A 23,947-nucleotide genomic window follows, 5' to 3' on the forward strand; every position below is an offset into this window, starting at 1 on the left:
CTCGATCTCTGCGGCGCGGATGCGCCAGCTTTTTCCAATCTTGAAGGCGGGTAGGTCGCCATCTGTGATAAGGTTTCGGATGTGTCTGGTTGAGCACTGCCAGCGTTCGGCCAGCATTGACGGTGTGAGCACCTGGGGTTCGAAATCGCTCTTGGTCATATTCTCCTGCACGTTCGCAATATTTATCCCTCGCCACCAACGGGTTGCTGGTGACGTCGCTGATCTCGGCCATGCTTAGGCCGTTCTGTTTTCGATAAATTTCAGTATAGCAACGAGGCCGAGGGAATGACGTTGGCGGGCAAACTTTTTTGATTTTTTATCAAAACTGATCATGCCAGTCTAAGCTCGACAGAGCACCATACTTGAAGACGTCGATGTTCCGGTCACCTACTGCCTGACCCGCCGACAGTGGCCATTAGAACCAGCTTCCGGTGGTGTGCTAGCGCGGGGAATCCGAACACAATATTGTAACAGCCCGCCGCAAAAAAGAAGAGCGGCGGGCATTAACAGCGCATTCGGAATTGGGTCCCGCTATGCGGTCCCAGCGAACACGCGAAGTCGGCCGCCAATATCGATCATGAGATTCTCGTCGAGATGTCGGGAATGCTCCGGACACAGAACACAATCGCGTTGCATGTCAGCGGGATGGATGTGTCGAATGTCGGGTTGCGTTTTTCCCTTGTAGAGGAGCATTTTGCTCCACCCCTCGCTGTCTGGGGATTCTATAGTCTTGCCACATCCGGCCCAAGCACACATGCTTGGGAGTGAAATGAATTCCTGAACCGACATTTTTTCCGTAAACAGCTTCGCGGCTCGACGGCGTTCGTGGCGATTTGCCATTATGCTGCCTCCCCAGAAAGTGTTGTTTCGGTTACAATGGGTCGAAAGCGTGGATTGTTTTCCGCCTCGTTTGCAGCTCTCTCCCATTCATGCCAAGTGGCATTGTCGACGGTTTCCTCAGGCTCTGGTGGCATGATTATTCGATCCCGTTTAAGGACGTCGAATGCGGCGTGGAGTTTCTTTAGAATAGAGATATAACCCTCCAGATCGTCAATCATGTTCTCCAGCCGAGTTTCTGGCTCGTCGTCTTCGTTAAAATCATCGACGATCTGATCGAAAAGGTTTTCAAGGGTTTCAAACCCACCGGGGCAACCGAGCAGGATGTCGGGTTCATACTCATATTGAACATTGCCGAAGGCGTCATAGTCCTTCAGCGTCATGGTCAGGAAGTGTTGAAACAGCTCCTTTTCAGTCCACACTGCGCCATAAGCGGGGGTGGTGGTATTGTTGATATTCATGTAAGTTATTCTCCTTGGGTGATGGCAGGAAAGCGCCTGCCTCGCTATTGCTGCCGGTTCGGCTTCGGCTACCAAACTTTGGCCGAGCCGGCAGATTCCTCCGATCAGTCAGTCTTGACTTGTATGACCGGGAAGAAATGGCTGGTCTTCCTCGTCAGCGGCTTGCGCATGTATTCGAGCCTGACCTTGTCGGCGGGTGAGGCGGTCTTCATCGCCTCATCGATTTCTTGAAGTTTGAACTCATTGATGAGCTTTGAAAGCTCCTTGGCGGCGTCGATGAACGCACCGACGAGGCCAGTCGCGACGTTCAGTGATGTTGGCTCCAATCCTGACCACTCCGGCCATTCTGATGCCATCTCGAAATCAGGATGGTCGTTCTCAAGATTGACGTCTACTTCGACACCACACCAATGAAGGGACTCGTAAAAGAGGGTGTTGCTCGATCGCTCTTTCAAGAACTCCGCAAACGATGATTTCAGATAGGAAGCAAGCTCGTCTTCCGTCGGTTTGAGAGCTTCCTTGCGGGCTTTGGGGCTTTGTTGTGCAGCCTTCTGGCGTTCACGACGGCGTTTCATTTTCTCTGCGTTAGACAGTGCCATAGTTAGATCTCCTTTGGTGTCCAAATATATAGACACCGACACCCTTGGAGTCAATTACTTTCTGCCAAAATTTATTCGCCCTGACCCTCGCAGGAGAAAATTTCGATTGACCGAATGTTCAAATTGCCAACGGCCCCGATGAGTTCGCTGCGAAGGTAGACCGGTGCGGCCGGATAAAGTGCGCGGGCAAGGCGCTCATATGCTGGCTAACAGGCGTGGGTGTGGGGATTGCGATCGATCACGCCAGGTCAGGCTGGGCGTAACAACACGTCTCCCGCCGATAGCGGTGGTCAAGATTTTCTATCGTTGGCAGCACGCGATCTCGGCGTTCGTTTGCGGGTCGTCTAGGGCTGCGTGGACTATATGTATCCTGATGCTATGAGCGTCAGACGGAAGCAATTGATTTGACATCAAACAACATGTGAAAGGCCTGCAGCATGCTCACCAGGTGTCGGCTATCGGCGGGGTCGATGCGTCCATACGCCGGTCGTCATTAGCTATTTTACCTTGCCTCGTATGCGTCGGAGGTGATGGACGTGATGTTGCTTGCGATCCGTGGAGTTCGTTCGGAAATAGTTATCGTGGAGATTGTCAGCGCACTCGTCGTTCGACAGCATCAGCTACCTCCCGCTCATTGCCGACGACATCCATGGTTGTGCTTCTTGATGCCGGTATCAACAAAAAAGTCGAATTCCCCGATTCGCCGACAACCTGGCGACAACTTAGTGTAAACTGGCTCTTATTTTGCCTAAGAAACAACTTGTCGTAACGAGCAACCAAAACGGGAAATTGTTGTCGAAGCCGGCGCGCGAGGAGTGAATATCTTTACATGATGACAAGGTCACAAGCGTCCGACCTTTACGTCCTGGTGCACAGAGGTGGATTGGTTTCCGGAAAGCTTGCGGCGCCAGAACGCATCCCCTTGCCGTGAAGACATACTTTCTAGGACCTCGCTTGATGTCCATGACGATGTCACATGGCTTCCATCTATCCCGAAGGGGATCAAGGTTGAGATATCGCAAGACGATGAACATGCCCATGATGGTCACTCAAGTGCAGGCCGTCCTTCTTGGCGGGTAGCTCGTCAATCGCAGTGCCCCTCATCCCGGGGGAGAATAGCGTATGGCAGACTGTCCGGTGCTCAACATGCTTTGGCGGGGCCAGTTCGAACTTATCGAGTAGGACCGATATCAGTTTACGGGCTTCGTCCGGTGCGCGCTTGGGAGGGACGGTCTGATTGAAGTCTCCGACCAGGATCGTGGGATACACCGGATCGACAAGCCCGTCGTAAGCGAGGAGGGCCTTGAGAAAGGCAGTATGATCCTCCCATGCCTTTCGGTCTCGTCGTCCGGTGGACACATGGGCATGCGACCAGGGAACGCAGACACCATGAACTCTCACCGGTCCGACTGTGCTGCTTGTCAACCCACTGACAAACCTCCCTGGGGGCGCATTGTCTAGATCGGTTAGTGTTTCGGTCCAGAGAGATCTACTGGCCAACATTACCTTCCTCCGGCCTTCAAGGGTCGGATAGCCGCTGTCGCCGTCGGGATAAACCGAATGCCAGGAAGAGGGATCAAGGAAATCGTCATAGGCTTCCGCAAGGCAGATGATGGTTGGATTTGAGGCCGAGATAATCCGCAGGATCTCGCGGCCAGGAAGACTACCTGCCTTCTTCCATTCAAGGTTCCAGTTGAGGAGGGTCAGCATGAGAACGGATTTCGAATCCTGAAGAGGTGATTTGCGACAATCGAGCGCTGCGCATGGTGGTGTCGATTGAGCAGTATGCAAAGTCCTCCAGCTGATTTGATTGCCGATAGTGTATGCTCAAAGGAAGATTTTGCTCGCAATCAGTCGCATGAGGAATGAAGCATGGCCATACAAACCGAACCACGCGCACCACGGCTTGCCGTCCTGATCGACGCCGACAACACATCAGCCAAGATAGTCGATGGACTGTTCGAGGAGATAGCGAAGATCGGCGAGGCGAGCGTGCGACGGATCTACGGTGATTTCGCCAGTCCTCGGTCGAAGGGCTGGACGGAGGTCCTGGCCCGGCATGCGATCATCCCGCAACAGCAATTTGCCTACACGAGCGGCAAGAACGCCTCGGACATCACCCTTGTCATCGACGCCATGGACCTCCTGCACAGCGGCCGCTTCGATGGCTTCTGCCTGGTCTCGTCCGACAGCGATTTCACCCGGCTCGCATCCCGCATCCGCGAACAGGGGGTCGATGTCTTCGGCTTCGGCGAGCAGAAGACGCCCGAGAGTTTCCGGCAGGCTTGCCGGAGGTTCACCTACACCGAGAACCTGCTGCCCGAACTCGCATCCGAGAATAGCGATGCCGCTGACGCGTCGAAATCGCTCCAGCCGCCAAGTGCCGCGACGCCGGTGTTGAGAAAGGTCATCATGCAAATGGACAGTGAAGACGGCTGGGTTCCCCTTGGCGCTCTCGGAACGCAGCTGGCCAACCTCTCGTCCGACTTCGATCCCCGGACCTACGGTTTTCGCAAGCTGAGCGATCTTGTCCGCAAGACCGGCGCCTTCGAGCTCGACCAGGGCGAAGGCAGAAACTTGCGCGTCCGCATGAAGCCGGCTCGCCGCAAGAAGGCTGATGCTTGATGAGTTGATAGCTTTTGTCCTGGCGGGGGTCGGATTTTGCACCAGAACTGAGCGCCCCAGAGTCCCTTGCTATCAATCCTAACAAAGCAGTTTGTAATCGCATCTGTATTCCAATCTCGCCACGATCGAGCAGCTTGTTTGGTAAACGCATTTGGGAGCCAATGCCTGATGTCTTCCGATTCGCAGTTGTCCCTGAGTTAGTATTCGCATCCAGTCGCCACGCAGCACCTACTCCCATACGTTCGCGGGCTGGAGGCCCGGTCGGCAGGCAGGTTTTCGGTTTTGGTGAATGAGCCAAGATTTAGAAGGGCGGCGATCTCTCTCTGCTCCAAAGGGTTGCACGCTGACTTGACGCTCACTGTATGTACGTTAGTTCTTGAATTCCAAACGAACGATCCTGCGTTCGTAGCAGCGTAGTTTCTTCCTAGTATCTGAAAGCCGAAAACGCGCGAAAGCAGCTAATGCAAACGATGCAAATACTGGTAGAAAGTTCAATACTGCTATTAATAGAAATACGTCATTTGAAGCGTTCGCTGCAATTCCTAGAAGATTTATGTTAGAAAAATACGTGGCATATCCCAGGCAAAAAATAGAAAAGACAAAGAAAAGCATTGCTGACCACTCCAGAGTTTCATCAATTCTGTTCCAATCGATTCTTTTTTTGTCAATCTCCCAAGAGACCTGAAGCACGTCATTTTCCAACTCTGCAGTATCTACCATTTTTTGAGTAGCTAAATCATAGCCTTTCTGGTCCAGGTAAATCACAAATTCAGTGTCTGGGTTCCCACCCGCTTCGACACACTTATTCTTAGCGGCCTCTTCCATAGCACGCATTTTCGAATCGGCCCAATCTGATGATCTTCTCGCAAGCTCAAGAACTGAATTGGCCTGCGAAATAGCGGCCTCCTGCGACGGTTGTCGCAACTGTCTAAAAATACTTAACCCAAAGTTTAGCGCTGCTGCCAGCTGAAAAGCAGATTGATATTGGCCTACGGTGAATTCGATAGTGGCACTGGGCATAATAGAAAAGCGAGCTCCCTTTTCTGGCTACACGTAATAGATGAAAATGAAGAGTGCTTTAACGTGACGGCGTCCGCGACGCAGGGATGCGCGAGCCGGCGACCTTATTGACCGAGCGCGAGCCTCAAAAGTTCGGCGCGGACCGTCGACTGCAATCACGTGGTTTCGGGAGACGCGCATTTATGTCTGAATGGCATCCGGTGTTTAAAAAAAGAGGCAAGTTTTTGCGCGACTTGAAAACGGTAGCCGTGCTCATTAACCCTGATAATGAATACCGGACCCAGCTCATTCAGATTGTCTGTCTAGACGGAATCGAAGCCGATAACCAAAACAGTTGCCTTCCAATTCCTATCTCAGCGCTCGGGCAAAGCCATCGGACAACTACTCTCTCATGACCTTATCCAGCATGTGGCTGCAATAGCTACATAGTCCGGGGTGTTCAGTATAAATTATCTCGTTTAGAGGAATCTCCACGCCGCAACGATCGCAGTCTGGGCTACCATATTCGTAGCCACAAACCGCACATGCGCCTTCGAAGTCAACATAAGTCTCATTGCCACACTCTGTGCAAAGGAAAAGTGGGCCATCTTCGCCGCCATCCTTGATCCGAAGGTAGGCTTCACCGCTAAGTTCACCAACTAGCGTATCCTTGATTGCAGCGTCTAAGTCTGGCTCCGCACCGCACAAACTGCAAATCAACTCGATATGTCGTTGTTCTGCGTTCTCGACATCCCTCTGCCTAATCAATTTTGAGTCGCATTCCGGGCAAATCAGTCCGGCATTTGCCACCGTTTCGGAAATCCAGTCTAATTTTGAGAAGCTATCGCGACAACGAACCAATTCCTTGTCATAGAGCGCCTTAGCTTCGAGCATAACAGGCCAAGCTTCGCCAAGGTGATCCCCTGGACGATCCCCCATATGTTCGAACAACTGCACAACAACAGGAAACGCGTTCGCAATCGCTTCGCGAACAGCCTCTCGAGGTTTCTGTGTGTAAAGATGCTCAACGTCATTTCGGATCTTGTTGAGTTCTTCGAGAGCTTTCTGGTCAATGGCTAGTCCGAAGTCTTTGAAGCGCTTGCCAATAGTTACGAAATCAATCGTCGTGCGTCCATCGGGAACGACTTCAATTCCACCCTGGCCATCAGGGATGGGCTTATACCTTGCTGCGACAAGGTCATCGAGATCGGCTTCGGGAGCTGCCCTTACAAGCGTCTCTTTTGCGAGAAGCAAAACGCCTGCATAGAAGTTTCTGACGGCAGAGATTGCACGACGTGGATCATTGGCTTGATAGTCCTCGACTCCAAGCTGGATCGATACAACCGCATTCTCTAAAAGCTCGCTCATTCAACTTACCCCGGCTGCGCTGGATCGCTCGCCATGATTGTGTGTCGGGTGATTATTTCTATTCGCCTCAGCCCGCATGTCCAGCTAAATTGCCCCAGTGCTCTGATTTGATACTGTGGGCGCAAAGCATGGCGAGGAACGCATAACGTGACCACTCTGACCCTTTCGCAGCTGGAGACCCATCTCTGGCGGGCGGCGGACATCCTGCGCGGATCGATCGATTCAGGCGATTACAAGCACTACATTTTCGGTCTCTTGTTCTTCAAGCGGCTCTCGGACGTCTGGCAGGAGGAGTATGAGGAGCGGCTGGCGCGCTATGGCGATACCGAGATCGCAGCCGATCCGGAAGAGCATCGCTTCGATATCCCCAAAGGCCATTTCTGGGGCGACGTGCGCAAGCACACGACCGATATCGGCACGCATCTGAACGCCGCCTTCCGCGCCATTGAAGATGCCAACATGAAGCTGCGCGGCGTGTTCCAGGATGTCGATTTCAACAACAAGGAGCGCTTTCCGGATGCGATGCTCGAAAAGCTGCTGCAGCATTTCGAGACCTATCGGCTGAGAAAATCCGATGTCGAGCCGGACGTGCTCGGTCAGGCCTATGAATACCTGATCGCACAATTTGCCGACGATGCCGGCAAGAAGGGCGGCGAGTTCTACACGCCGAAGATGGTGGTGCGGCTGATCGTCGAGTGCCTGAAGCCGGAGGAGGGCATGTCGATCTACGACCCGACCTGCGGCTCGGGCGGCATGCTGCTGGAAGCCGTGCATCACCTGGAGCGGCAGGGCAAGAACCCGAAGAGCCTGTCGCTGTTCGGCCAGGAGAAGAACCTCAACACCTGGGCCATCTGCCAGATGAACCTGTTCCTGCACGACATTGACGACGCAAAGGTTGCGCGCGGCGACACGCTGCTGGAGCCGAAGCACCTGACAGGCGAGGGCGTGAAGGCGATCCGCACCTTCGACCGGGAGCTGGCCAACCCGCCGTTCTCGCTGAAGAGTTGGGGCCATGATGTCTGGAGCCGGGGCGATGCCTATGGCCGCGACCGCTATGGCTGCCCGCCGAAGTCCTACGGTGACCTGGCCTTCGTGCAGCATATGGTGGCGAGCCTGAAGGAAGACGGCGTTTGCGGCGTGGTGCTGCCGCACGGCGTGCTGTTTCGCGGCGGCGCGGAGGGCCGGATCCGCGAAGGGCTGATCCGCGACGACCTGGTCGAGGCCGTGATCGGCCTCGCCCCCAACCTGTTCTACGGCGCCGGCATTCCGGCCTGCATCCTGATCCTGCGCAAGACGAAGCCGGCGGCGCGCAAGGGCCAGATCCTGATCGTCAACGGCGCCGAACAGTTCGTCGAAGGCAAGGCGCAGAACCATCTGTCAGAGGCCAATGTCGCCGCGCTGGCAAAGGCCTATGGCGACTTCGCTGATGCCGAGAGGCTGGCGAGGGTGGTGCCGGTGGGCGAGATCGAAGCGAATGATTTCAACCTCAATATCAGCCGCTATGTGCATCTGGGCGAGGAGGCCGAAGAGGTCGATGTCGCGGCGGAAGTGGAGAAGCTGGTCGCGCTTCAGGCTGAGCGTGACGCGGCGGAAGCGGGGATGATGGGCTTTCTGCGGGAGCTTGGTTATGTCGCGTGAATTACCTTGGGAGCGCCTTGGGAACCTGGCCACGGTCAAAGCTGGCGCGACACCGGCACGAAAAAACGGGGACCGCTTTTACATCGGGGGCACCATAAACTGGGTCAAGACCGGGGACCTCAATAACGGTCGGCTTTACGCTACGGAAGAGCGAGTAACAGAAGAGGCTGTCAACGAAACATCACTGTCTGTTCACCCACCGGGCACCGTTCTCGTCGCCATGTATGGTGGGCTCCAACAAATCGGTCGGTCCGCCTTGCTCGAATGCCCGGCGACGACCAATCAAGCCATTTCAGCTTTGATTCCGGATCGAAACAAAATGCTGGGCGAATTCCTAAACTATTGCCTGGTCTCATTGCGTCCCAACTGGAGAAAGGTCGCGGCTAGTAGCAGGAAGGATCCGAACATCACGAAGCAGGATGTTCTTGATTTCCAGGTGCCTGTCCCCCCACTCCACGAACAGCGCCGCATCGCCGAAATCCTCTCCAGCGTCGATGGGGCCATCGCGGCGACGCGGTCGGTGATCGAGCAGACCAAGAAGGTCAAACAGGGCGTGCTGGAACGCCTGCTCACCAAAGGCATCGGCCACACGCGCTTCAAGCAGACAGAGATCGGGGAGATTCCGGAGGGGTGGCCGCTGACAAGTGTCGACAACGTCTGCACGCAAGTCAGTGTCGGGATCGTTATCAAGCCGTCCCAGTATTATGTCGAGAACGGAGTCCGCTGCTTCCGTTCTGCCAATGTCCGTGAAGGCTTCGTTGAAGATGCGGACTGGGTTTACATCAGTGAAGAGGGCAATCGCGCAAACCGGAAATCAGTCCTTCGGACCGGAGATGTTCTTGTTGTTCGAACGGGTTATCCAGGAACCTCTTGTGTGGTCCCGCCGAGGTATGATGGAGCCAATTGTATCGACATCATCTTCGCGCGGCCAAAGAATGAACTTGCCGATCCCTACTTCCTTTCGACGTTCATCAACAGCGCAAGCGGAAAGACCCAAGTCCTAAAGGCAGAAGGAGGCTTGGCGCAAAAGCACTTCAATGTCGGAGCAATGAAGCAGATGAAATTGCCGCTGCCGCCGTTGAACGAGCAACAGGAGATCGTGGCGCATGTCCAAGAATTTGCGAGCACCGAGGCTGCGCTCCAGCGGAACTTGGAACAGCAGATGGGGTTTAAATCCGCCCTGATGTCCGACCTTCTCACCGGTCGCAAGCGTATGCCGGACACCGTCCCAATGGCGGCGGAGTGAGCGCGCCATGAGCCAAGGCCCCGAGTGGCACTTCGCCGAACGTCCCACGATCGAGCTTCTGCAAGCCATGGGCTACGGCTTCGTGGCGCCGGCGGAGCATTCGGGTTTGCGCGAGGGTGAGAACCAGGTGCTGTTTCGCCCGCAGCTGATCGAGGCGCTGATGCGGATCAACGGGATCGATCGGCCGTCCGCCGAGGCAGCCTACGGCGAGCTTGCCGCGATCAGCGACAACGAGACCTGGCTCAAGGTGCTGCGCGGCGACTACAGTCGCAAGGTCTCCGGCCAGGACACGCGGCAGACGCTGCGGGTGATCGATTTTCTCGCCCCCGGCAACAACCGGTTCAGCGTGACCAACCAGCTGCGCGTGAAGGCAGAGAACACCCGCCGGCCGGATCTGGTGGTCCATGTCAACGGCATTCCGCTGGTGGTGATCGAGGCCAAAAGCCCGCTCAACATAAGGGACAAGACCGGCGAGGCCTTCGAGCAGATAAGGCAGTATGAGCGCGACATTCCGCGCCTATTCTTCTCCAACGTCTTCAACATCGTCACCGACGGCGCGCTGGTGCTTTATGGCGCCACTGGCGCCAGCTCGAAATATTTCGGCGAATGGCGCGACCCCTGGCCGAAGAGCGATGTCAACTTCGCCGACAGCCTGGCCAAGGGGCTCTGGTGCTTGCTGGAGCCGGGCCGGCTGCTCGATCTCATCGCCCATTACGTGGTGTTCGAGAAGACCGATGCGGGGACGATAAAGAAGATCTGCCGCTACCAGCAGTTCCGCGCCGTCAACCGCATCGTCGAGCGCGTGCTGGAAGGCAAGCACCGCCAGGGGCTGATCTGGCACACCCAGGGCAGCGGCAAATCGCTGACCATGGTGTTTGCGGCGCTGAAGCTGAAGACGCATCGGACAATCGTCTCGGAGGCGCTGACCAACCCGAACATCCTGGTGCTGACCGACCGCGTCGACCTGCACACGCAGATCAGCGGCACGTTCGTCGCCTGCGGATTGCCAAACCCGACGACGATCGGCAGCATCAAGGATCTGCACGCCTTGATCCGCAGCGGCAAGGACGGGCACACGGCGCTGTCGACCATCTTCAAGTTCCAGGGCTCGAAGCAGGCAATCGCCAATTCCGGGAACTGGATCGTCATGGTGGATGAAGCCCACCGCACCCAGGAAAAGGATCTCGGCGCCTATCTGCGTGCGACCTTGCCCGATGCGCGCTTCTTCGGCTTCACCGGAACGCCGGTCAAGAAGGACGACAAGGACACCTATGCCAATTTCGGCGTGCCGGGCGAGAGCTATCTCGACAAATACGGCATCGACGACGCGGTGGCCGACGGCGCGACGGTGCCGATCTATTACACCGGCCGCAAGACCGACTGGCACATCGACGAGGCGAAGATCGACATCCTGTTCGACACCTGGTTTGCCGAACTCGACGACGACAAGCTCAACGAGATCAAGAAGCGCGGAGCGAGGATCGAGGACCTGGTCAAGCATCCGCGCCGGGTCGAGTTGATTGCCTATGATATCTGGACCCATTTCAAGGCCTATGCGCAGCCGGACGGTTTCAAGGCGCAGATCGTCGCCATCGATCGCGAGGCGGTGATCCTCTACAAGCAGGCGCTGACACGGGTGATCGCCGAGGATCTGCAGGCCGAGGGCCTGGATGCAGCCGAAGCTCATGCGCGTGCCGATGCCATGTCGGCCTGCGTCTATTCGATCAACCAGGAAGACGGCAAGCCGAGCGAGGACGCGCACCGACAGGCGATCCGCGACGGGCTGAAGGCGCATTATGTCGACGCCGAAACCGAGAAGCAGGTGAAGCAGGCATTCGGGCGCAAGGGCGAAGATCCGCAATTTCTCATCGTCTGCGACAAGCTGCTCACCGGCTTCGACTGCCCGATCGAAAGCGTGATGTATCTCGACAAGCCGCTGAAGGAGCACGGCCTGCTGCAGGCGATCGCCCGCACCAACCGTGTCTCCGACCCGAAGAAGCGCAACGGCCTCATCGTGGATTACATCGGCGTCTCGGCGAACCTGGAGGAGGCGCTCGCTAGCTACCGCGCCGATGACGTGAAGAACGCCATGCGCGATCTCGATGATCTGAGAAACCAGCTGCGCACGGCCCATGCCGTAGTGGCCGTGATGCTGAAGCCGGTCAAGCGCAAGGCGTCCGACAAGGATGGCCTGAAGGGGGAGTTCGACGCCTTTATCAATGCCCTGGGCAGCGAGGACAAGTGGTTCGAGTTCAAGGCGCGGGCGCGCAGCTTCATCGCGCTCTACGAGACGCTGAGCCCGGATCCGAGTGTGCTGGAGTTCACCGCGGATCTGAAATGGGTGGCGAGCTTCCTGCTTTACGGCACGCAGCATTTCGAAAAGCGCCAGGCCTTCGACCAGATGAACTATAGCGAGAAGATCCGCGAGATGCTGAACCATCACCTGGAGGCAACGGGCCTGAGCGTCACGGTCAAGCTGCGTCACATCACCGATCCGGATTTCTGGGAGGACTTCGACACCGACGGCAAGACCGAGGAAGATCTGATGACGGCCGCGATCCGCAAGACAACGGAGCTGAGGAAGACCGTGAGCGAGCGGATCGACGCCAGCCCGCACCAATACGGCAAGTTCTCCGAGCGCCTGCGCCAGCTGCTGGAGAAGCTCGAAAGCGCGCAGCTGAGCTGGTCGGACAAGCTGAAGGCGGCCGAGGAAATGGCGAAGGATCTCGCCGCGGAAGACGAGGCGCACGTCGATGCCGGTCTCTCGCCTGGCGCTTACGGCATCCTGCAGATCCTCAACGACTTCGATGCCGGCGCGGAGGGGCAGGACCTCGCGATCAGATTGGAGAGCCTCTACACCGATCCGGCGACTGCGCCGGCAAGGTGGTGGGAGAAGGACGGCCTGCGCAAAAGCCTGCGTCAGCAGGTGCGTTCCATGGCGCACCTGGCCGGCCTGACCGAGTTCAGGGAAATCCCCGACCAGGTCGAAGCCTACGCGCTCAAGCACTTCGCGGGGCACTAGCCATGCCGGTGTTCCGGATCGGCGAACGCGAGATCGAATACACGCTCAGGCGCTCGACCAAGGCCAAGAAGGCAAGCCTCAGCATCACGCCGAAGTCGTTCGAGCTGCTTGTTCCGGAGGCGACGACCGAGAACCAGATCGACGCTGTCCTGCAACGCCGCCGCGCCTGGATCCTTCAGACCGTCACGCACATGCAGGAACGCGCCAAGGCACAGACCAGAGTCTGCCAGTTTGTTACCGGAGCGAAGATCCCCTATCGCGGCCGGATGACCAGGATGACCATTGAGCCCTTCGACGGCAGCCTCGTCGAGGTCAGCTTTCACAACGGTTTCCAGATCCGCAAGCCGGAAGCGCTCTCGCCTGGTTCCGCCGACGCGTTGATCGAGGTGGCGCTGCGCCTTTGGTTGAAGCGCCGCGTTCGGGATGACGCCAAGGTCTTCGTCCGCCGGCATGGCGAGCCGAACGGCCTGAAGCCGTGCGGCATCCAGATCAAGGAGCAGAAGCACATGTGGGGCAGCTGCGGCCAGGACAAGCAGATCAATCTCAACTGGCACCTGATCTTCGCACCGAAGCCGGTGCTCGAATACGCCGTCGTCCACGAGATGTGCCACCTCAAGCACCGCAATCACGCGCCGGAGTTCTGGACCCTGGTCGGGCAGATCCTACCGGACTGGGAAGAGCGGAAGGGCTGGCTCGACGAGAACGAACACATGCTCGGCTGGGAGAGGGTGGAGCCGTTCGCGTGAAGCTCGCCCCCTGCTGCATTAACCGTTTGTGCGTGGAGCGTGCCTTCTGACTGATATGAATTGTTCCCTGCTGAGATTGACTTTCCCCCTGCAAGGCAAAAACGCACAGCGAAGTGTGCGATTGGCTTGCAAGGGGGATTTGTCGAATCTGCATCGACAGTGTGGAAGAGCTTAGCCTTGTCAGGGCGAACAGGTGGGATGCGTAACCTGTCCATAACTCCGAATCCCGAGCCGATTGGCTCCATCCGGTTAGCGAAGACGCCGTAACGCCTTCACATCATCGCGCTCGGCTTAACTCCAACCGGCACGCGACACGCGGTCGTATTTCCCAATACGGTGCCGCGATCTTTTAGGGGTCCTTTGTAGTCCGGCGACAACCGAGTGCGGGCGTCCAGGTATTCTCTACCTGGGGAGCTTGCGCATCGATCTTCCGGGCGGTTGCGGATACCTCATGGTGCCCCCGTGGTATGAGAGCTTAGCCGTTGTATTCAAGTCCGCTATGGTTCGCATTCCAAGACAGGAAGAGGCACGTCGTCTACGTGACGGGTATCGACGTTCGCTTTACTGGCCAAAGGTCGGTTCGCGGCTAAGCTGGCAGGCAAGTTGGTGGTTTCGCTGGTAAGTGCCTTCGCGGCGGGCCTATGGAACTTCATAGTGTGGCGGGGATGCCCTGCATAGACGGGATACATATGGGGATTTGCGTGAGGGTTTTCAAGGGCTTGTATCTCAATTTGTTGGCGTCGTTACGGTTAGTTGGGCTCATCGTCTGGAGCCGCGGTGGCGCCAGAAGGCATCCCCTTCTGATCTTGGATTTTCGCTAGGACGTCGCGCCGCCTGGGATCCACCGATCCGGTAAATGGAGTTCATTGGTTCCCAATTTCCGAACAGGGGGCGGAGCAAATGGCGAAGACTAAAGAGGGCGTTCCGCGTTGTGTATTTTCGATGTCGGATGCGGTGTTCCAAGGGCAACCCGGCTGGTGCTTATGTATTTCCGCTTTCGCTATTATTCCGTGTCGCCTTTCGCGACCTGTGGATCGCTTTCTCAATTGTGGATTTGACATCCGTAAAATTGTCCTCCGTGCAGAATACGGCGTCCAGGACCAGCCGATTGCTCCGCAGCAAGACACTATGTCTCTTCTGATCGGTTTCGAGCGATCGAATTTCATCCCATCCGGTGAAGCGGGAAGAGTTGCTTCGGGCCAACAGTCCCGCGCCGGCGACGGTTGGGTTGCGCGCCAGCGCGCCAAGAACAATTGCCAAGGTCCGGCCGAATTTTGCGCGCCTGTCAACGACGCGGGATCTGACGCCGTCTGCGTCGATTTCGAAACTTACCGTCATGCGATTGTTGAAGAACAGCACCACAGCGGCGAGCACAAGAACCAACAGAATGGCCGAAACTCCGAGGATCGCCCGAAGGATGGCGCCCAGTTGGTGCAAATTGCCTTCGAGCCAGGCAAGGCCGATCAACAGCAGCGCAAGAATTGCGAGCGGAATCATGGTCACGGCTGCAAGCTGCCTGACAATGATCGGTGTTGTCAGGAGAGGCACGTTGACCGTCCAGGCTATCGGGTCTGACATCATCCAAATCCCTTTTTCAGTAGGGGCTGTATAAACCTCGAAATCCGTTCCTGACTTGACTTCTGTCAATGATCGGGCAGCGCAAAGCTGTTGTCATTACGCCTTGAAAGAAGCCTTTCGGACGCCGGAGGGCAGGGCAAAGAGACATTATTTTCATGAGCTTGCGGCTGATTGCATTGCCCTGGACGGGTTCTTTGGCCACGTCAGGCCGGCGAGCCTTTGTGCTCATGCTCCTTGCCGTCTGCTTCGCGTTAGTGGTGCCGCTCAATTCGTTTGCCGAGGACGAGGCGGAGCAAAAGATCTACCAGGAAATGCATTCGGAGGTGAAAACCGCCTTCGACAATGCGAAGGACAAATTCACCAACCTTTACGATAAAGTCAGTTCGATCCGAAGCTCTGTCACCAATTGGCGGGAGGCGACAACCAAACGCACCCAGAACGCTTCGATCAAGGACATCAACGATCTCTTCGAAGGTGAACTGGTCGCCGGGCGCGACGAATTGCTCAAGCAGGTCTTGAGCGAGGAGTTCGTCGAGCAGATGAAGAAGGTCGAGGCGGAGCTCGGCATCCAGATCGGCATCCCCGATACCGAGAAACTGCTCAAAATGCTTGTCGACAAGCAGGGCCGCGAAAAACTCTATGGCTATATGTATCAGCTCAGCGGCTACGAGCGGAACCTGCGCAAGAGTGGGGTCTTCGAGAAACTCGATAAATTGAAAGACCGTTTCGCGAAAGGGTCGGAGTATATCGACAAGGTCGGCGACATGCTGGATTTTGTCGCCCTGTTCGACCCTTCGAATGTCGATCCGGATTCTCCGATCACCAGCCTGAAGGCCATTGGCAACGTGCTTGGTGCAATGAAGGACATCACCGAGGCCATTCCAGGTTTCGGCCATCTTCTCGATTTCTACATCGATGCGACTGAACAGTTCACCCAGGCGCTCGACGAGCTGAACACCAGGATCCTCGATGCTCGCGACGGGTCCATCTGCGGTCAGCTCGGCGTGCTGTCGGCAGAGCTGAAGGCGCTCGATGAACACATCAAGGGCGGGTCCTGCATCAATTTCTATACCAATTACGAGCTGCAGTCGCTGCTTAAGCCCGTGCTCGTCTGGACCCATGCCGAAAGCAAAGAGACGTTCTTCTACGACAAGGACCATGATGTTGCTGCCTATCTGACGTCGGGCAATCAGCCGGATCTGCTCGATCCGTTCCGTGCGCTCAAGTCAAGCAAGATCGCCTCCAACAGCAAGCGCGCCAGCCCGGCTGTGTTCATGGCACTCGCACGTGTCGTTACCCGGTCGAAAGTGATCGTGGCAAAGCCTGAATGCGATGATTACGCGCAGCTTTTTTCGGACAGGAGTTTCCGCGCGATCTTGCGGCAATTCGATGTGCTCGACCATGCCGGTGCAGTCCGGGCGCCCAGCGGCACGGTGCTTCAGCCGGCGATTACACGTTCCGCGGAAATCAGCGGGTTGTGCCTTTACGATCCGCGCATGCGTCGGCTGATGCGTGACCTGGCGGACCGCTATCGCCATCTCGCTTCCGTAACCATCGATGTCTATCCGCGTGACCGAGAGCAATCGCCGGATGTGAGCGACGTCCGCATCGACGGAATCCCGCTGGTTTTCGGCGAGGCGGGAGCCGGCAAGAGGCGGGTTGCAGAATTCACCCGGATCGAGGCGCTGGTCGATACCCGCCACCCACTAAGCGTCGAAGTGGACGCGGAAGGTTTCAAGCCGGCGCTGAAGTCACTGAGCCTTTCGGCCAAGCGCAGGTTTGCGACCATCTATATGGAACGCGAAAAAGCCGCGCAGGCTGTGCCGGAGGCAGATACCGTGGACGAGGCGGACACCGACGGCAAGGAAGATGCCGCCGGAAAGGCGGATGCCGAAGTCGATCAGCCGAAAGTCGAGGTTGAACCTGCCGTGAAGCAGGTTTCGCCGGCGCCGGTTGCGCCGGACAGGCCGCAGCCTGTGAGCCCGCAACCTGTTCCGCAAGAGCCGGAACAACCTCCTGCCCAGCAGGCAACCGCGCCTGATGCGCCCGCACAGCCCGCCGAGCCGGCGGGCGATGTGCCTGGTCCCGAGACGGCGGGGGATGTTCCCGCCGTAGCGGCCGGGACAGAGGCAGATGTGGATGCCGGAACGGACGACGCCGGTGATGTGGACGTGCCGCCCGAGTCGGCCAAGGTGGGCATTAAAGAGACCGGCACAGATCAAGCCGCCGATTCAGTGGACGCGCCGGAGCAGCCTTCAACAGATCAAACCGTTGACGGTTCGGCAGCTGAGGCCGGCGAAGACGCTGCCGGGGCCGGCAACGAGGTAGCGCCATCGGCTCCCGGATCCGACAATATTGTCGGCCTCACCATTGCGCGCGGCCAGGTCTATCTCGGCGATACCATTCAGATCTCGACGCCCTACCGGGGCGAGGACATTGCCGGCGGTTCGGATGAGTGCGACCCCAACAGCACCAACCCGTTCACGGGCTGCGAGGTTACACCGTCAGGAACCAGTGGAGCCAGCGTGTATATCGGACCGGCCGATGACACCGAAGATCTCGGTCCGGCCCGACCTTTGCCAAGCCTTGAATATATCTGGCACGGCAGCGAGGGTGTGACCTTCGAGCCGACGACGTCAAACGATGGCCGGACATTTGCGACCTTCGAGCGCATCGGTGAAATGAAGATCTGGGCCCAGGTGGTCAAGCAGGGTTCGACCATTGCCGAGACCGAGCAGCAGACCGTAAGTGTTCTGGCACCGTCGCTTTCGATCAGGTTCGATCCGGCTTCGGGGGCCAAGGCGGGATCGAAGATCAAGGCGACGGTCGTCGCGACCCCGATGGTCTTGCCGAAATACTGGACTGTCCGGTGGCTGGAGCCGCCGACCGCCGACCGGGAGGAGCTCAACGATAACGGCTCCGAAATCCGCTTTTCCGGCGCGGCGGGCAAGCCTGTGACGCTCGAAGCTACGGCCAATGTCGCCTTTTACGGCGACGAGATCGGGTCGGTCACCGGCAGCTACAGTCTGGACGCTGGAAGTCTCGATGTCACGGCGAGATCGCGTGGGCCGCGGCCGCAAATTTGGGACAGAGCCAGTGGCGGTCTGGTCGATCTACCCGACGGGCAATATGTCGACGGACAGGAGATCGACTTGCGTGCCGAGTTCGCGGGCGGCGATGCGCCAGCCGACGTCCGGTGGCGCTGGTCGGTCAATGATGGCACCTCGATCTCAAACGAGATCTCGCAGACCCCGACGGTCTCGCGGTCTCAAGCGGGGCAGATCGATGCCAAGGTGATGGCCACGGACAAGAACGGCGTCGAGCTCGCGTCGGGATCGATCAGCCTGAGCGTGCAGGCGCAAGAGCAGCCACCCACTGATAAATCCGGGTCGGTCGCGTCCAAACCCGCACCGGTTCCGGATGCGGCTGACACACCGGACAGCCAACCTTTGACGCAGAGGCAGGACCCCGCCCGTCCGATACCGGCTCCCGCCACACCTGCGCCTGTCGCGAAACAACCCGCCACGGCGGCGCCCGCCAGTCCCACCACATCGCCAACACCGGTAGAACCCGCTAGTCCGCCGCCAGATTCAACGCCGCCGCAGTCCGCCCCTCCGCAACCCGCACCGCCGCAACCGGCACCACCTCCTGCAGCTGCGGCATGCGCGATCGGTTCGCCGAAATATACGGCCGCCGTGGAGTTGTGGACCCGGGGGCTTTCGATGATCTCGGCAGGCAATGCAGAGGTCGGCCTCGAAGCATTGGAGGCAAGTCTGGTCGTCTGCCCCGATCCAACGCGTCAAGCCCAGTTCACGAACCTGCGCCAGCAGCTTGGTGGGGCAGGGGCGACACCGTCTCAGGCCCCCTTGCCAGCCGTCGATTGCAGCTCAGGCGGCAGGGATTATGTGGAAGCGATGAGCCACTGGCAGCAGGGTCTGTCCCTGCTGGGCGCCGGCGATCACAAGGTCGGCGTCGTGGCTCTGGAGCGGAGCCTCGAAAAATGTCCCGACCTGCAACGCCAGTCCCAGCTCGACCGGTTGAAGACGCAGCTTGAAGCGGCGGCCGCTCCGCAGTCCGGGGAGGCCGGCGCCTGCCTGCCGGGCGGTGACCGGTATGCATCTGCCGAGGACGCCTGGCGGCGCGGCATCGCGCTGATCAGCGGCGGTGAAAGCGGCGCGGGCGTGGCCCTCCTGGAGATGAGCGTCGGGGACTGTCCGGATGACACGCGCCAGTCCCAGCTCGAAGCCCTCAGGCAGCAATTGAATATCTCCGAGGAAAATGGCGACGAGGTTGCCGGAGACGCCGGTGATCCGAGCGCACCGACGAGCATCGAGGACGCGGTCAAGCAGGCCGTGAAGGACTGCGAACCAGGTGGTGCGCGTTACGCGGATGCCGAAGCAAGCTGGATCCGGGGTAGCGATCTGCTTGGCGCAGGTGATCGGACTGGGGGCTTGGAAGCACTACGAAAAAGTGTCGCGATCTGTGCTGATCCCGATCGCGTTGCCAATCTGGAGCAGGTGACTGTGCTTATCGAAGAAGCCATCGTAAGGGAACAGCAGGCTCAGGCCGATGCCCAGCGCCAGGCCGAAGAGGCGGCAAGGCAGGCTGCAGATGCGGAGCGCGCGGCACAACAGGCACCACAGCCTGTCGAGCCCAAGTCGATGGATGCGCCGTCAACGCCTCAACCGACACGCTATTCAGGCTCTGTTGAAGGCGCGCCGCTATGCCGTCTTTCCTTCGAGTTTTCCAATGGCCAGGTCAATGGCCAGATCACCGGCACCTATGAAGGCGACCAGATCAATCTGACCTTCCAGGGCAATGCCGACGGCAACCAATTCAGCGTTCCGTTGAGTGGTTACCTTATCGATTCCTCCGGCCGTTTCGGGCGCGTTTCGATCACAGGGACCGTGAGGGGAGCCTTTGCCAACGGATTTTTCACCGGCAGCTGGACCGCCGGAAACAACTACCAGTCCGATCGAGGCGGCTGGATCGCCAGCCCGGAATAGGAGAGATGCGCATGCCAAGGCTCAATTCGGGAATTTATTTGCTCATGCTGTCGGCGCTTCTCTTGATGGCGCTCGTGGCCGACGTCGCAAACGCCATAGATCTTGGCAAATCGGGTATTGGTCTCAATCCACCGGCGCGGGGCTGGAAGCTCGAAGATCACGATGACGCTGCTCTGAAAGTCTGGCATCTGCGCGCCGATACCTGGGACCCGGCGCCGAAGGAGTCCGGTTTAATCTCGGTAACCGTCACCTTTCTGGACGGCGATCCGTGGCCTGACATCGCGGCGATGCGCGATCAGGCCGCCGACATTGTTGCAGGCCAGCTTATGAGTGCCGTCACCGCTCGCACGCCGTTTGAACTCGTTAGCGGCCGTTTTGAGATAGCCGGTGCGGATTTCGAGGGCGGGCTCGATCTGGTCTCGGAAGGCGACAAGCCTGTCAGTGCCCGGCTGCTTCTGATCCGCACCCGCAGCGGATTTCTGATGATCACCGCTTTCTCGGTATTGCCGATGAGCGAAAAGCCATTCTCAGCGCTGTTTGGCGAAACCGGTATTCTGACTGCCTATGGTCCGGGGTCGCCGGGATTGAATGGAACGCCCGCCGCGGCTGAGGCTGCCGTGCCTGCTCCTGCTCCTGCTGATCCTGCCACCAACCCCGCAGCTATCGAGGATCTGCTCAAACAAATGCAGCAACAGTTCCAGCCGTCAGCGGAAACCGGAAATTGAGGAAGGCGGAGATGACACGTTTCGCAACCATGACACTCGTCGCATTCGCCTTTCTCCAGGCCATGCTTTTGTCAGTAACGCCGACGCTGGCCGACTATGTCGGCAATCTCAATCCCAACGGGGATAACTACCTCACGCTACGCCAATATGCGACCGCGAAATCGCGAGAGATCAGCCGCATGGGGCCGGGAACGATTGTCGAGATTCTGGATGCGGATGGCGACTGGTTCTACATCCAAACCCAGGACGGGCGTATCGGCTGGGCGCATGGCAACTACATTCTCCCCGGGTTGCCCGGCGGCAATGCGCCGCGACCTGACAATGCCGCGCCGTTTGGTGTCGTCAACGATGAAGCTGGAGATGTGCCCGTTGAGGACTATCAGGAACCGGCCGTTGCCGGCGGCATCGCTTCAGGTGCCGCTAACGTTGGAGGTGTTGAGTTCGACTGGCTCGAAGGACACATGACCCAGTTCCATGATCCGTTGAAATACTACCCGTGAGCGAGGGACACACCATGAATATCCGCGTCTTGGCATGGGCAGTCTGCATGGCCACCGTCTCAGCCCCTATGGCGATGGCCAATGACACCTCCGCCCGTCTCGCCAGCGGTGGTCTGGTTTTCGGCAAGCAGCTTGGCGTTGTCATGCAATCGGAAGATCTCTACATCTCTCCCGACGTTATCCGCGTAAGGTATGTGTTTCGCAACGAAACGGCCACTGATCTCGAGACGATTGTTGCCTTCCCGCTCCCGGAGGCCGCACCTTCCGGCGACATCGGCGGAGGTTACAATTTCGGCGATGGCGTCACTGCCAATTTCGTGGATTTCAAGACATGGGCCGACGGAACGCCGGTTGTCACCCAAGTCGAGCAGAAGGCATTGGCGCTCGGCCTCGACCGGACGGAGATCCTGAACCGTCTTGGTGTCCCGATCGGGTCCTACATTCCTCCGACAGATCCGCGGTCTGCCTTTCACGGGCTTTCGCGCTTGAGCGAGGCAGAGTGGAGCGAGCTTGCCGCGCTGGGGTTGCTCCGGATCGATCCGCAGGGACATCCCTCGCCGGGGTGGACGGTGGCGACGACTTTCTACTGGACCCAGGTCTTTTCGGCCGGCAAGGACACGGTGATCGAGCATCAATATCGACCTCTTACCGGATCGAGCTTCGATGCGCCTATCAGCAGCGATCCGGACAACCATGACGCAGCCCGGGCTGCGATCAGGTTTTGCATCTCGGAACAGGACAGGAAAGCTCTGCATGCGCTTCATGACGGCAAGATCGATGGCAGGACCTATACGGCGTTTTCCGAAGAGCTTGGCTACATCCTCAAGACTGCGGCGAACTGGAGCGGCGCGATCCGGGATTTTCATCTCGTCATTGAGGCGCGGGAACCGGTCGATTTCGTCTTCGCCTGCCTTCCTGGGCTGAAGCGCATCTCGCCTTCGCGGCTCGAGCTGAGTGAAGCGCAATTCTGGCCCTTTTCAGATCTGGATGTGCTTTTCGTGATCTCGAAGCCCCTGGATAATTGACCCATCCGAAAGGAGACCGGCATGCGTGTTGCAACTCTCTCATTGATCTTGATGTCACTTGTGACTGCCGGCAGCGCTGCGGCCATGGATTGGCGGAACTATCAGAATGCCCGGTTCGGAACCAGCGCCGATGTCCCCGCCGCTTTTGCCCCTGCGCCACCGCCGGAAAACGGTGATGGCCAGCGATTTGACGGACCCAATGGCACGATTACCGTCTACGGCGCTTTCGATTTCACCGGCAGTTTCTCTGGCTACCGGAGCTTTCTCAAAGACACGCTTGAGAGCGAGGGCTGGAAGCTGACCTACACGCCGTCGGGCGAAAACTGGTTTGTGCTCTCGGGCGTAAACCAGGGGCTCATTCTCTATCAGCGCGTCGAACGTCCAGCCGGCTGTAATGGCGACATCCTTCACCACATCGAATTCCGCTATCCCGCCCGCGATGGGATGGAGTGGGAACCAATCGTCGAGCGCGGTGCAAAATCTCTTGATGGGCCATGTGGTTGAACCTGAACAGAATAGGTGGGGCTTTCAATGTTGGAGGTTTCGATCAACTGGCATGAGAGTCCACCTTTTCCAGCTGTTGCCACTGGACTGGTAAGGGCGAGAGGCTTGGCTCGACAACATCGAACTCATGCTTCGGCACGGAAAGTCGAGCCGGTGCGGAGAGGTCGTAAGTGCCAACGAGGCAACTCTGAAGCCGAGTAAGCATCTGACTGAAGAAGGCGTGAAGGTTTATGGCCTCTGCTCTGCGAATCCCTTCATCTATATTGCCCGCGCCAATAAGCTCGTCGGCGTCATCAAGGGGTTGAACGAAAGCGCTGCGGGTAGGTTTTGCAGGAAGAGCCTTGGGCGTGGTGGCTTGCTCGTTATTCTGTATGGCCCAGTGACCTGATGCGACTGGCCCGGGTTGATTGCTTGTAGCGTAATGCTCTTCCTTCCAGGCAAAGCTGCGCCATCGCGGGCTTCTGACCTGCGATGGCATGATCGAATTTCGACTGAGGTCATCGTTGTTCCCGTAGCGTCGCAAACGGGCTTTGGCTTTCGCCTCAGTGTGTCATGTTCACCGGAACTCGTCGGGCGTCACGAACGATGTATATCGTGTCACAGATCCGAGCTGTTTGCCAACATAATCAACAAGTTCCGTGTCAATCTTGTCGGTGACGGGCTGAACGTCAATCGTTCCAGCCGGAGCAAGTCTGGACCAAACGCGTTTGACGGTATCATAAGGCGTGCGGGTCTCAATGAGCTTCCCAGTGACCGGGCTGTCATCAACTCTGAGCAAGAGGTGCCAGTGCGGATTTGAGAAGGGCGCTTCCAGGAAGGCGAAGAACCAGACAAGCTCATCCCGCTTCTGGGCCCACTTCGGTCCGTAAAGGGCTCGGTTGAGTCGCGCATCCCATTGCTTGAGGCGACCGCGTGCACCCTCGATAGTAAGTGACGGATCATGTGTGGTCAGGGTGATGAAGTGGGTGAACCGCTGTTCTTGTAGCCACACGGATATCTCGTCTCGACAACGGCGAGGGATTCTGCCGACTGCAATGTTCATGAAACCTCCAATAGAAGAGGCAGGCC

Annotated in this window: 17 protein-coding genes and 1 pseudogene; 10 read left to right on the forward strand and 8 right to left on the reverse strand. The window is 57.9% G+C overall.

Translation table 11 applies throughout. The annotated features are described in order from the left end of the window. Positions 1 to 54: 54 nt before the first annotated feature. The 4 genes and pseudogenes from GTW23_RS23540 to GTW23_RS01190 form a co-directional block, all read right to left on the reverse strand. Positions 55 to 159, reverse strand: a pseudogene (locus GTW23_RS23540) (hypothetical protein); the annotation flags it as partial. Positions 160 to 839: 680 nt separating this feature from the next. Next, a complete protein-coding gene (locus tag GTW23_RS01180) occupies positions 840 to 1,298 on the reverse strand; it encodes a hypothetical protein (RefSeq protein WP_252914320.1) in 459 nt (152 codons plus the stop codon). A 104-nt stretch (positions 1,299 to 1,402) separates the two neighbouring features. Then, the gene (locus GTW23_RS01185) at positions 1,403 to 1,897 is read right to left on the reverse strand and encodes a hypothetical protein (RefSeq protein WP_252914321.1); all 495 of its coding nucleotides are present in this window, start codon (positions 1,895 to 1,897) and stop codon (positions 1,403 to 1,405) included. 1,002 nt (positions 1,898 to 2,899) lie between these two features. Next, positions 2,900 to 3,607: an endonuclease/exonuclease/phosphatase family protein gene (locus tag GTW23_RS01190; RefSeq protein ID WP_252914322.1), complete on the reverse strand. Its 708-nt coding sequence runs from the start codon at positions 3,605 to 3,607 to the stop codon at positions 2,900 to 2,902. A 162-nt stretch (positions 3,608 to 3,769) separates the two neighbouring features. Between GTW23_RS01190 and GTW23_RS01195 the strand changes: the two genes are divergently transcribed. Next, entirely contained in the window at positions 3,770 to 4,522 is a 753-nt protein-coding gene (locus GTW23_RS01195) for an NYN domain-containing protein (RefSeq protein ID WP_290128845.1), read from the forward strand. 369 nt (positions 4,523 to 4,891) lie between these two features. On the opposite strand, the gene GTW23_RS01200 is transcribed toward GTW23_RS01195, so the two are convergent. Both GTW23_RS01200 and GTW23_RS01205 read right to left on the reverse strand, forming a co-directional pair. Then, complete coding sequence (locus GTW23_RS01200; protein ID WP_252914323.1) at positions 4,892 to 5,542, reverse strand: hypothetical protein; 651 nt, start codon at positions 5,540 to 5,542, stop codon at positions 4,892 to 4,894. A 381-nt stretch (positions 5,543 to 5,923) separates the two neighbouring features. Continuing rightward, positions 5,924 to 6,889 carry a hypothetical protein gene (locus tag GTW23_RS01205; protein ID WP_252914324.1) on the reverse strand — a complete coding sequence of 322 codons (966 nt, stop codon included), beginning with the start codon at positions 6,887 to 6,889 and terminating at the stop codon, positions 5,924 to 5,926. 147 nt (positions 6,890 to 7,036) lie between these two features. Here GTW23_RS01205 and GTW23_RS01210 point away from each other — a divergent pair, with 147 nt between their 5' ends. Genes GTW23_RS01210 through GTW23_RS01225 form a run of 4 tightly spaced genes read left to right on the forward strand, consistent with a single transcriptional unit; the run spans position 7,037 to position 13,541 of the window. After that, positions 7,037 to 8,527, forward strand: a complete 1,491-nt coding sequence (locus GTW23_RS01210; RefSeq protein ID WP_252914325.1) for a type I restriction-modification system subunit M — start codon at positions 7,037 to 7,039, stop codon at positions 8,525 to 8,527. Further along, positions 8,517 to 9,773 (forward strand): restriction endonuclease subunit S, encoded by a 1,257-nt coding sequence (locus GTW23_RS01215; protein ID WP_252914326.1) that lies wholly within the window; start codon positions 8,517 to 8,519, stop codon positions 9,771 to 9,773. Before GTW23_RS01210 ends, GTW23_RS01215 begins: the two co-directional genes overlap by 11 nt. 7 nt (positions 9,774 to 9,780) lie before the next feature. After that, positions 9,781 to 12,795 (forward strand): type I restriction endonuclease subunit R, encoded by a 3,015-nt coding sequence (locus tag GTW23_RS01220; RefSeq protein ID WP_252914327.1) that lies wholly within the window; start codon positions 9,781 to 9,783, stop codon positions 12,793 to 12,795. 2 nt (positions 12,796 to 12,797) lie between these two features. Beyond that, positions 12,798 to 13,541: a M48 family metallopeptidase gene (locus GTW23_RS01225; protein ID WP_252914328.1), complete on the forward strand. Its 744-nt coding sequence runs from the start codon at positions 12,798 to 12,800 to the stop codon at positions 13,539 to 13,541. 981 nt (positions 13,542 to 14,522) lie between these two features. On the opposite strand, the gene GTW23_RS01230 is transcribed toward GTW23_RS01225, so the two are convergent. After that, positions 14,523 to 15,119 (reverse strand): hypothetical protein, encoded by a 597-nt coding sequence (locus GTW23_RS01230; RefSeq protein ID WP_252914329.1) that lies wholly within the window; start codon positions 15,117 to 15,119, stop codon positions 14,523 to 14,525. Positions 15,120 to 15,340: 221 nt separating this feature from the next. Here GTW23_RS01230 and GTW23_RS01235 point away from each other — a divergent pair, with 221 nt between their 5' ends. From GTW23_RS01235 to GTW23_RS01255, 5 genes are read left to right on the forward strand one after another with little or no spacing between them, the layout of a single operon-like run. Next, on the forward strand, positions 15,341 to 20,125 hold the full coding sequence (locus tag GTW23_RS01235; protein ID WP_252914330.1) for a hypothetical protein: 4,785 nt from the start codon (positions 15,341 to 15,343) through the stop codon (positions 20,123 to 20,125). An 11-nt stretch (positions 20,126 to 20,136) separates the two neighbouring features. Next, positions 20,137 to 20,850 carry a hypothetical protein gene (locus GTW23_RS01240; RefSeq protein WP_252914331.1) on the forward strand — a complete coding sequence of 238 codons (714 nt, stop codon included), beginning with the start codon at positions 20,137 to 20,139 and terminating at the stop codon, positions 20,848 to 20,850. Positions 20,851 to 20,861: 11 nt separating this feature from the next. Further along, on the forward strand, positions 20,862 to 21,350 hold the full coding sequence (locus GTW23_RS01245) for an SH3 domain-containing protein (RefSeq protein ID WP_252914332.1): 489 nt from the start codon (positions 20,862 to 20,864) through the stop codon (positions 21,348 to 21,350). A gap of 14 nt (positions 21,351 to 21,364) precedes the next feature. Continuing rightward, positions 21,365 to 22,375, forward strand: a complete 1,011-nt coding sequence (locus GTW23_RS01250; protein WP_252914333.1) for a DUF4424 family protein — start codon at positions 21,365 to 21,367, stop codon at positions 22,373 to 22,375. A 21-nt stretch (positions 22,376 to 22,396) separates the two neighbouring features. Then, positions 22,397 to 22,879 carry a hypothetical protein gene (locus GTW23_RS01255; protein WP_252914334.1) on the forward strand — a complete coding sequence of 161 codons (483 nt, stop codon included), beginning with the start codon at positions 22,397 to 22,399 and terminating at the stop codon, positions 22,877 to 22,879. Positions 22,880 to 23,435: 556 nt separating this feature from the next. Here GTW23_RS01255 and GTW23_RS01260 read toward each other — a convergent pair. Then, positions 23,436 to 23,921: a hypothetical protein gene (locus tag GTW23_RS01260; protein WP_252914335.1), complete on the reverse strand. Its 486-nt coding sequence runs from the start codon at positions 23,919 to 23,921 to the stop codon at positions 23,436 to 23,438. Between the last annotated feature and the right edge of the window lie 26 nt (positions 23,922 to 23,947).

Origin of the sequence: Parahoeflea alexandrii (assembly GCF_024105735.1) — a bacterium.
In the GTDB taxonomy this organism is placed as follows: Bacteria; Pseudomonadota; Alphaproteobacteria; order Rhizobiales; family Rhizobiaceae; genus Hoeflea; species Hoeflea alexandrii.

What these genes read in the sequence shown, in the direction of transcription:
- GTW23_RS01240 (WP_252914331.1), top strand. Translation starts at nt 20,137, where the DNA reads ATGCCAAGGCTCAATTCGGGAATTTATTTGCTCATGCTGTCGGCGCTT.
- GTW23_RS01245 (WP_252914332.1), top strand. Translation starts at nt 20,862, where the DNA reads ATGACACGTTTCGCAACCATGACACTCGTCGCATTCGCCTTTCTCCAG.
- GTW23_RS01195 (WP_290128845.1), top strand. Translation starts at nt 3,770, where the DNA reads ATGGCCATACAAACCGAACCACGCGCACCACGGCTTGCCGTCCTGATC.
- GTW23_RS01185 (WP_252914321.1), bottom strand. Translation starts at nt 1,897, where the DNA reads ATGGCACTGTCTAACGCAGAGAAAATGAAACGCCGTCGTGAACGCCAG.
- GTW23_RS01215 (WP_252914326.1), top strand. Translation starts at nt 8,517, where the DNA reads ATGTCGCGTGAATTACCTTGGGAGCGCCTTGGGAACCTGGCCACGGTC.
- GTW23_RS01220 (WP_252914327.1), top strand. Translation starts at nt 9,781, where the DNA reads ATGAGCCAAGGCCCCGAGTGGCACTTCGCCGAACGTCCCACGATCGAG.
- GTW23_RS01200 (WP_252914323.1), bottom strand. Translation starts at nt 5,542, where the DNA reads ATGCCCAGTGCCACTATCGAATTCACCGTAGGCCAATATCAATCTGCT.
- GTW23_RS01205 (WP_252914324.1), bottom strand. Translation starts at nt 6,889, where the DNA reads ATGAGCGAGCTTTTAGAGAATGCGGTTGTATCGATCCAGCTTGGAGTC.
- GTW23_RS01190 (WP_252914322.1), bottom strand. Translation starts at nt 3,607, where the DNA reads ATGCTGACCCTCCTCAACTGGAACCTTGAATGGAAGAAGGCAGGTAGT.
- GTW23_RS01225 (WP_252914328.1), top strand. Translation starts at nt 12,798, where the DNA reads ATGCCGGTGTTCCGGATCGGCGAACGCGAGATCGAATACACGCTCAGG.
- GTW23_RS01255 (WP_252914334.1), top strand. Translation starts at nt 22,397, where the DNA reads ATGCGTGTTGCAACTCTCTCATTGATCTTGATGTCACTTGTGACTGCC.
- GTW23_RS01250 (WP_252914333.1), top strand. Translation starts at nt 21,365, where the DNA reads ATGAATATCCGCGTCTTGGCATGGGCAGTCTGCATGGCCACCGTCTCA.
- GTW23_RS01230 (WP_252914329.1), bottom strand. Translation starts at nt 15,119, where the DNA reads ATGTCAGACCCGATAGCCTGGACGGTCAACGTGCCTCTCCTGACAACA.
- GTW23_RS01180 (WP_252914320.1), bottom strand. Translation starts at nt 1,298, where the DNA reads ATGAATATCAACAATACCACCACCCCCGCTTATGGCGCAGTGTGGACT.
- GTW23_RS01260 (WP_252914335.1), bottom strand. Translation starts at nt 23,921, where the DNA reads ATGAACATTGCAGTCGGCAGAATCCCTCGCCGTTGTCGAGACGAGATA.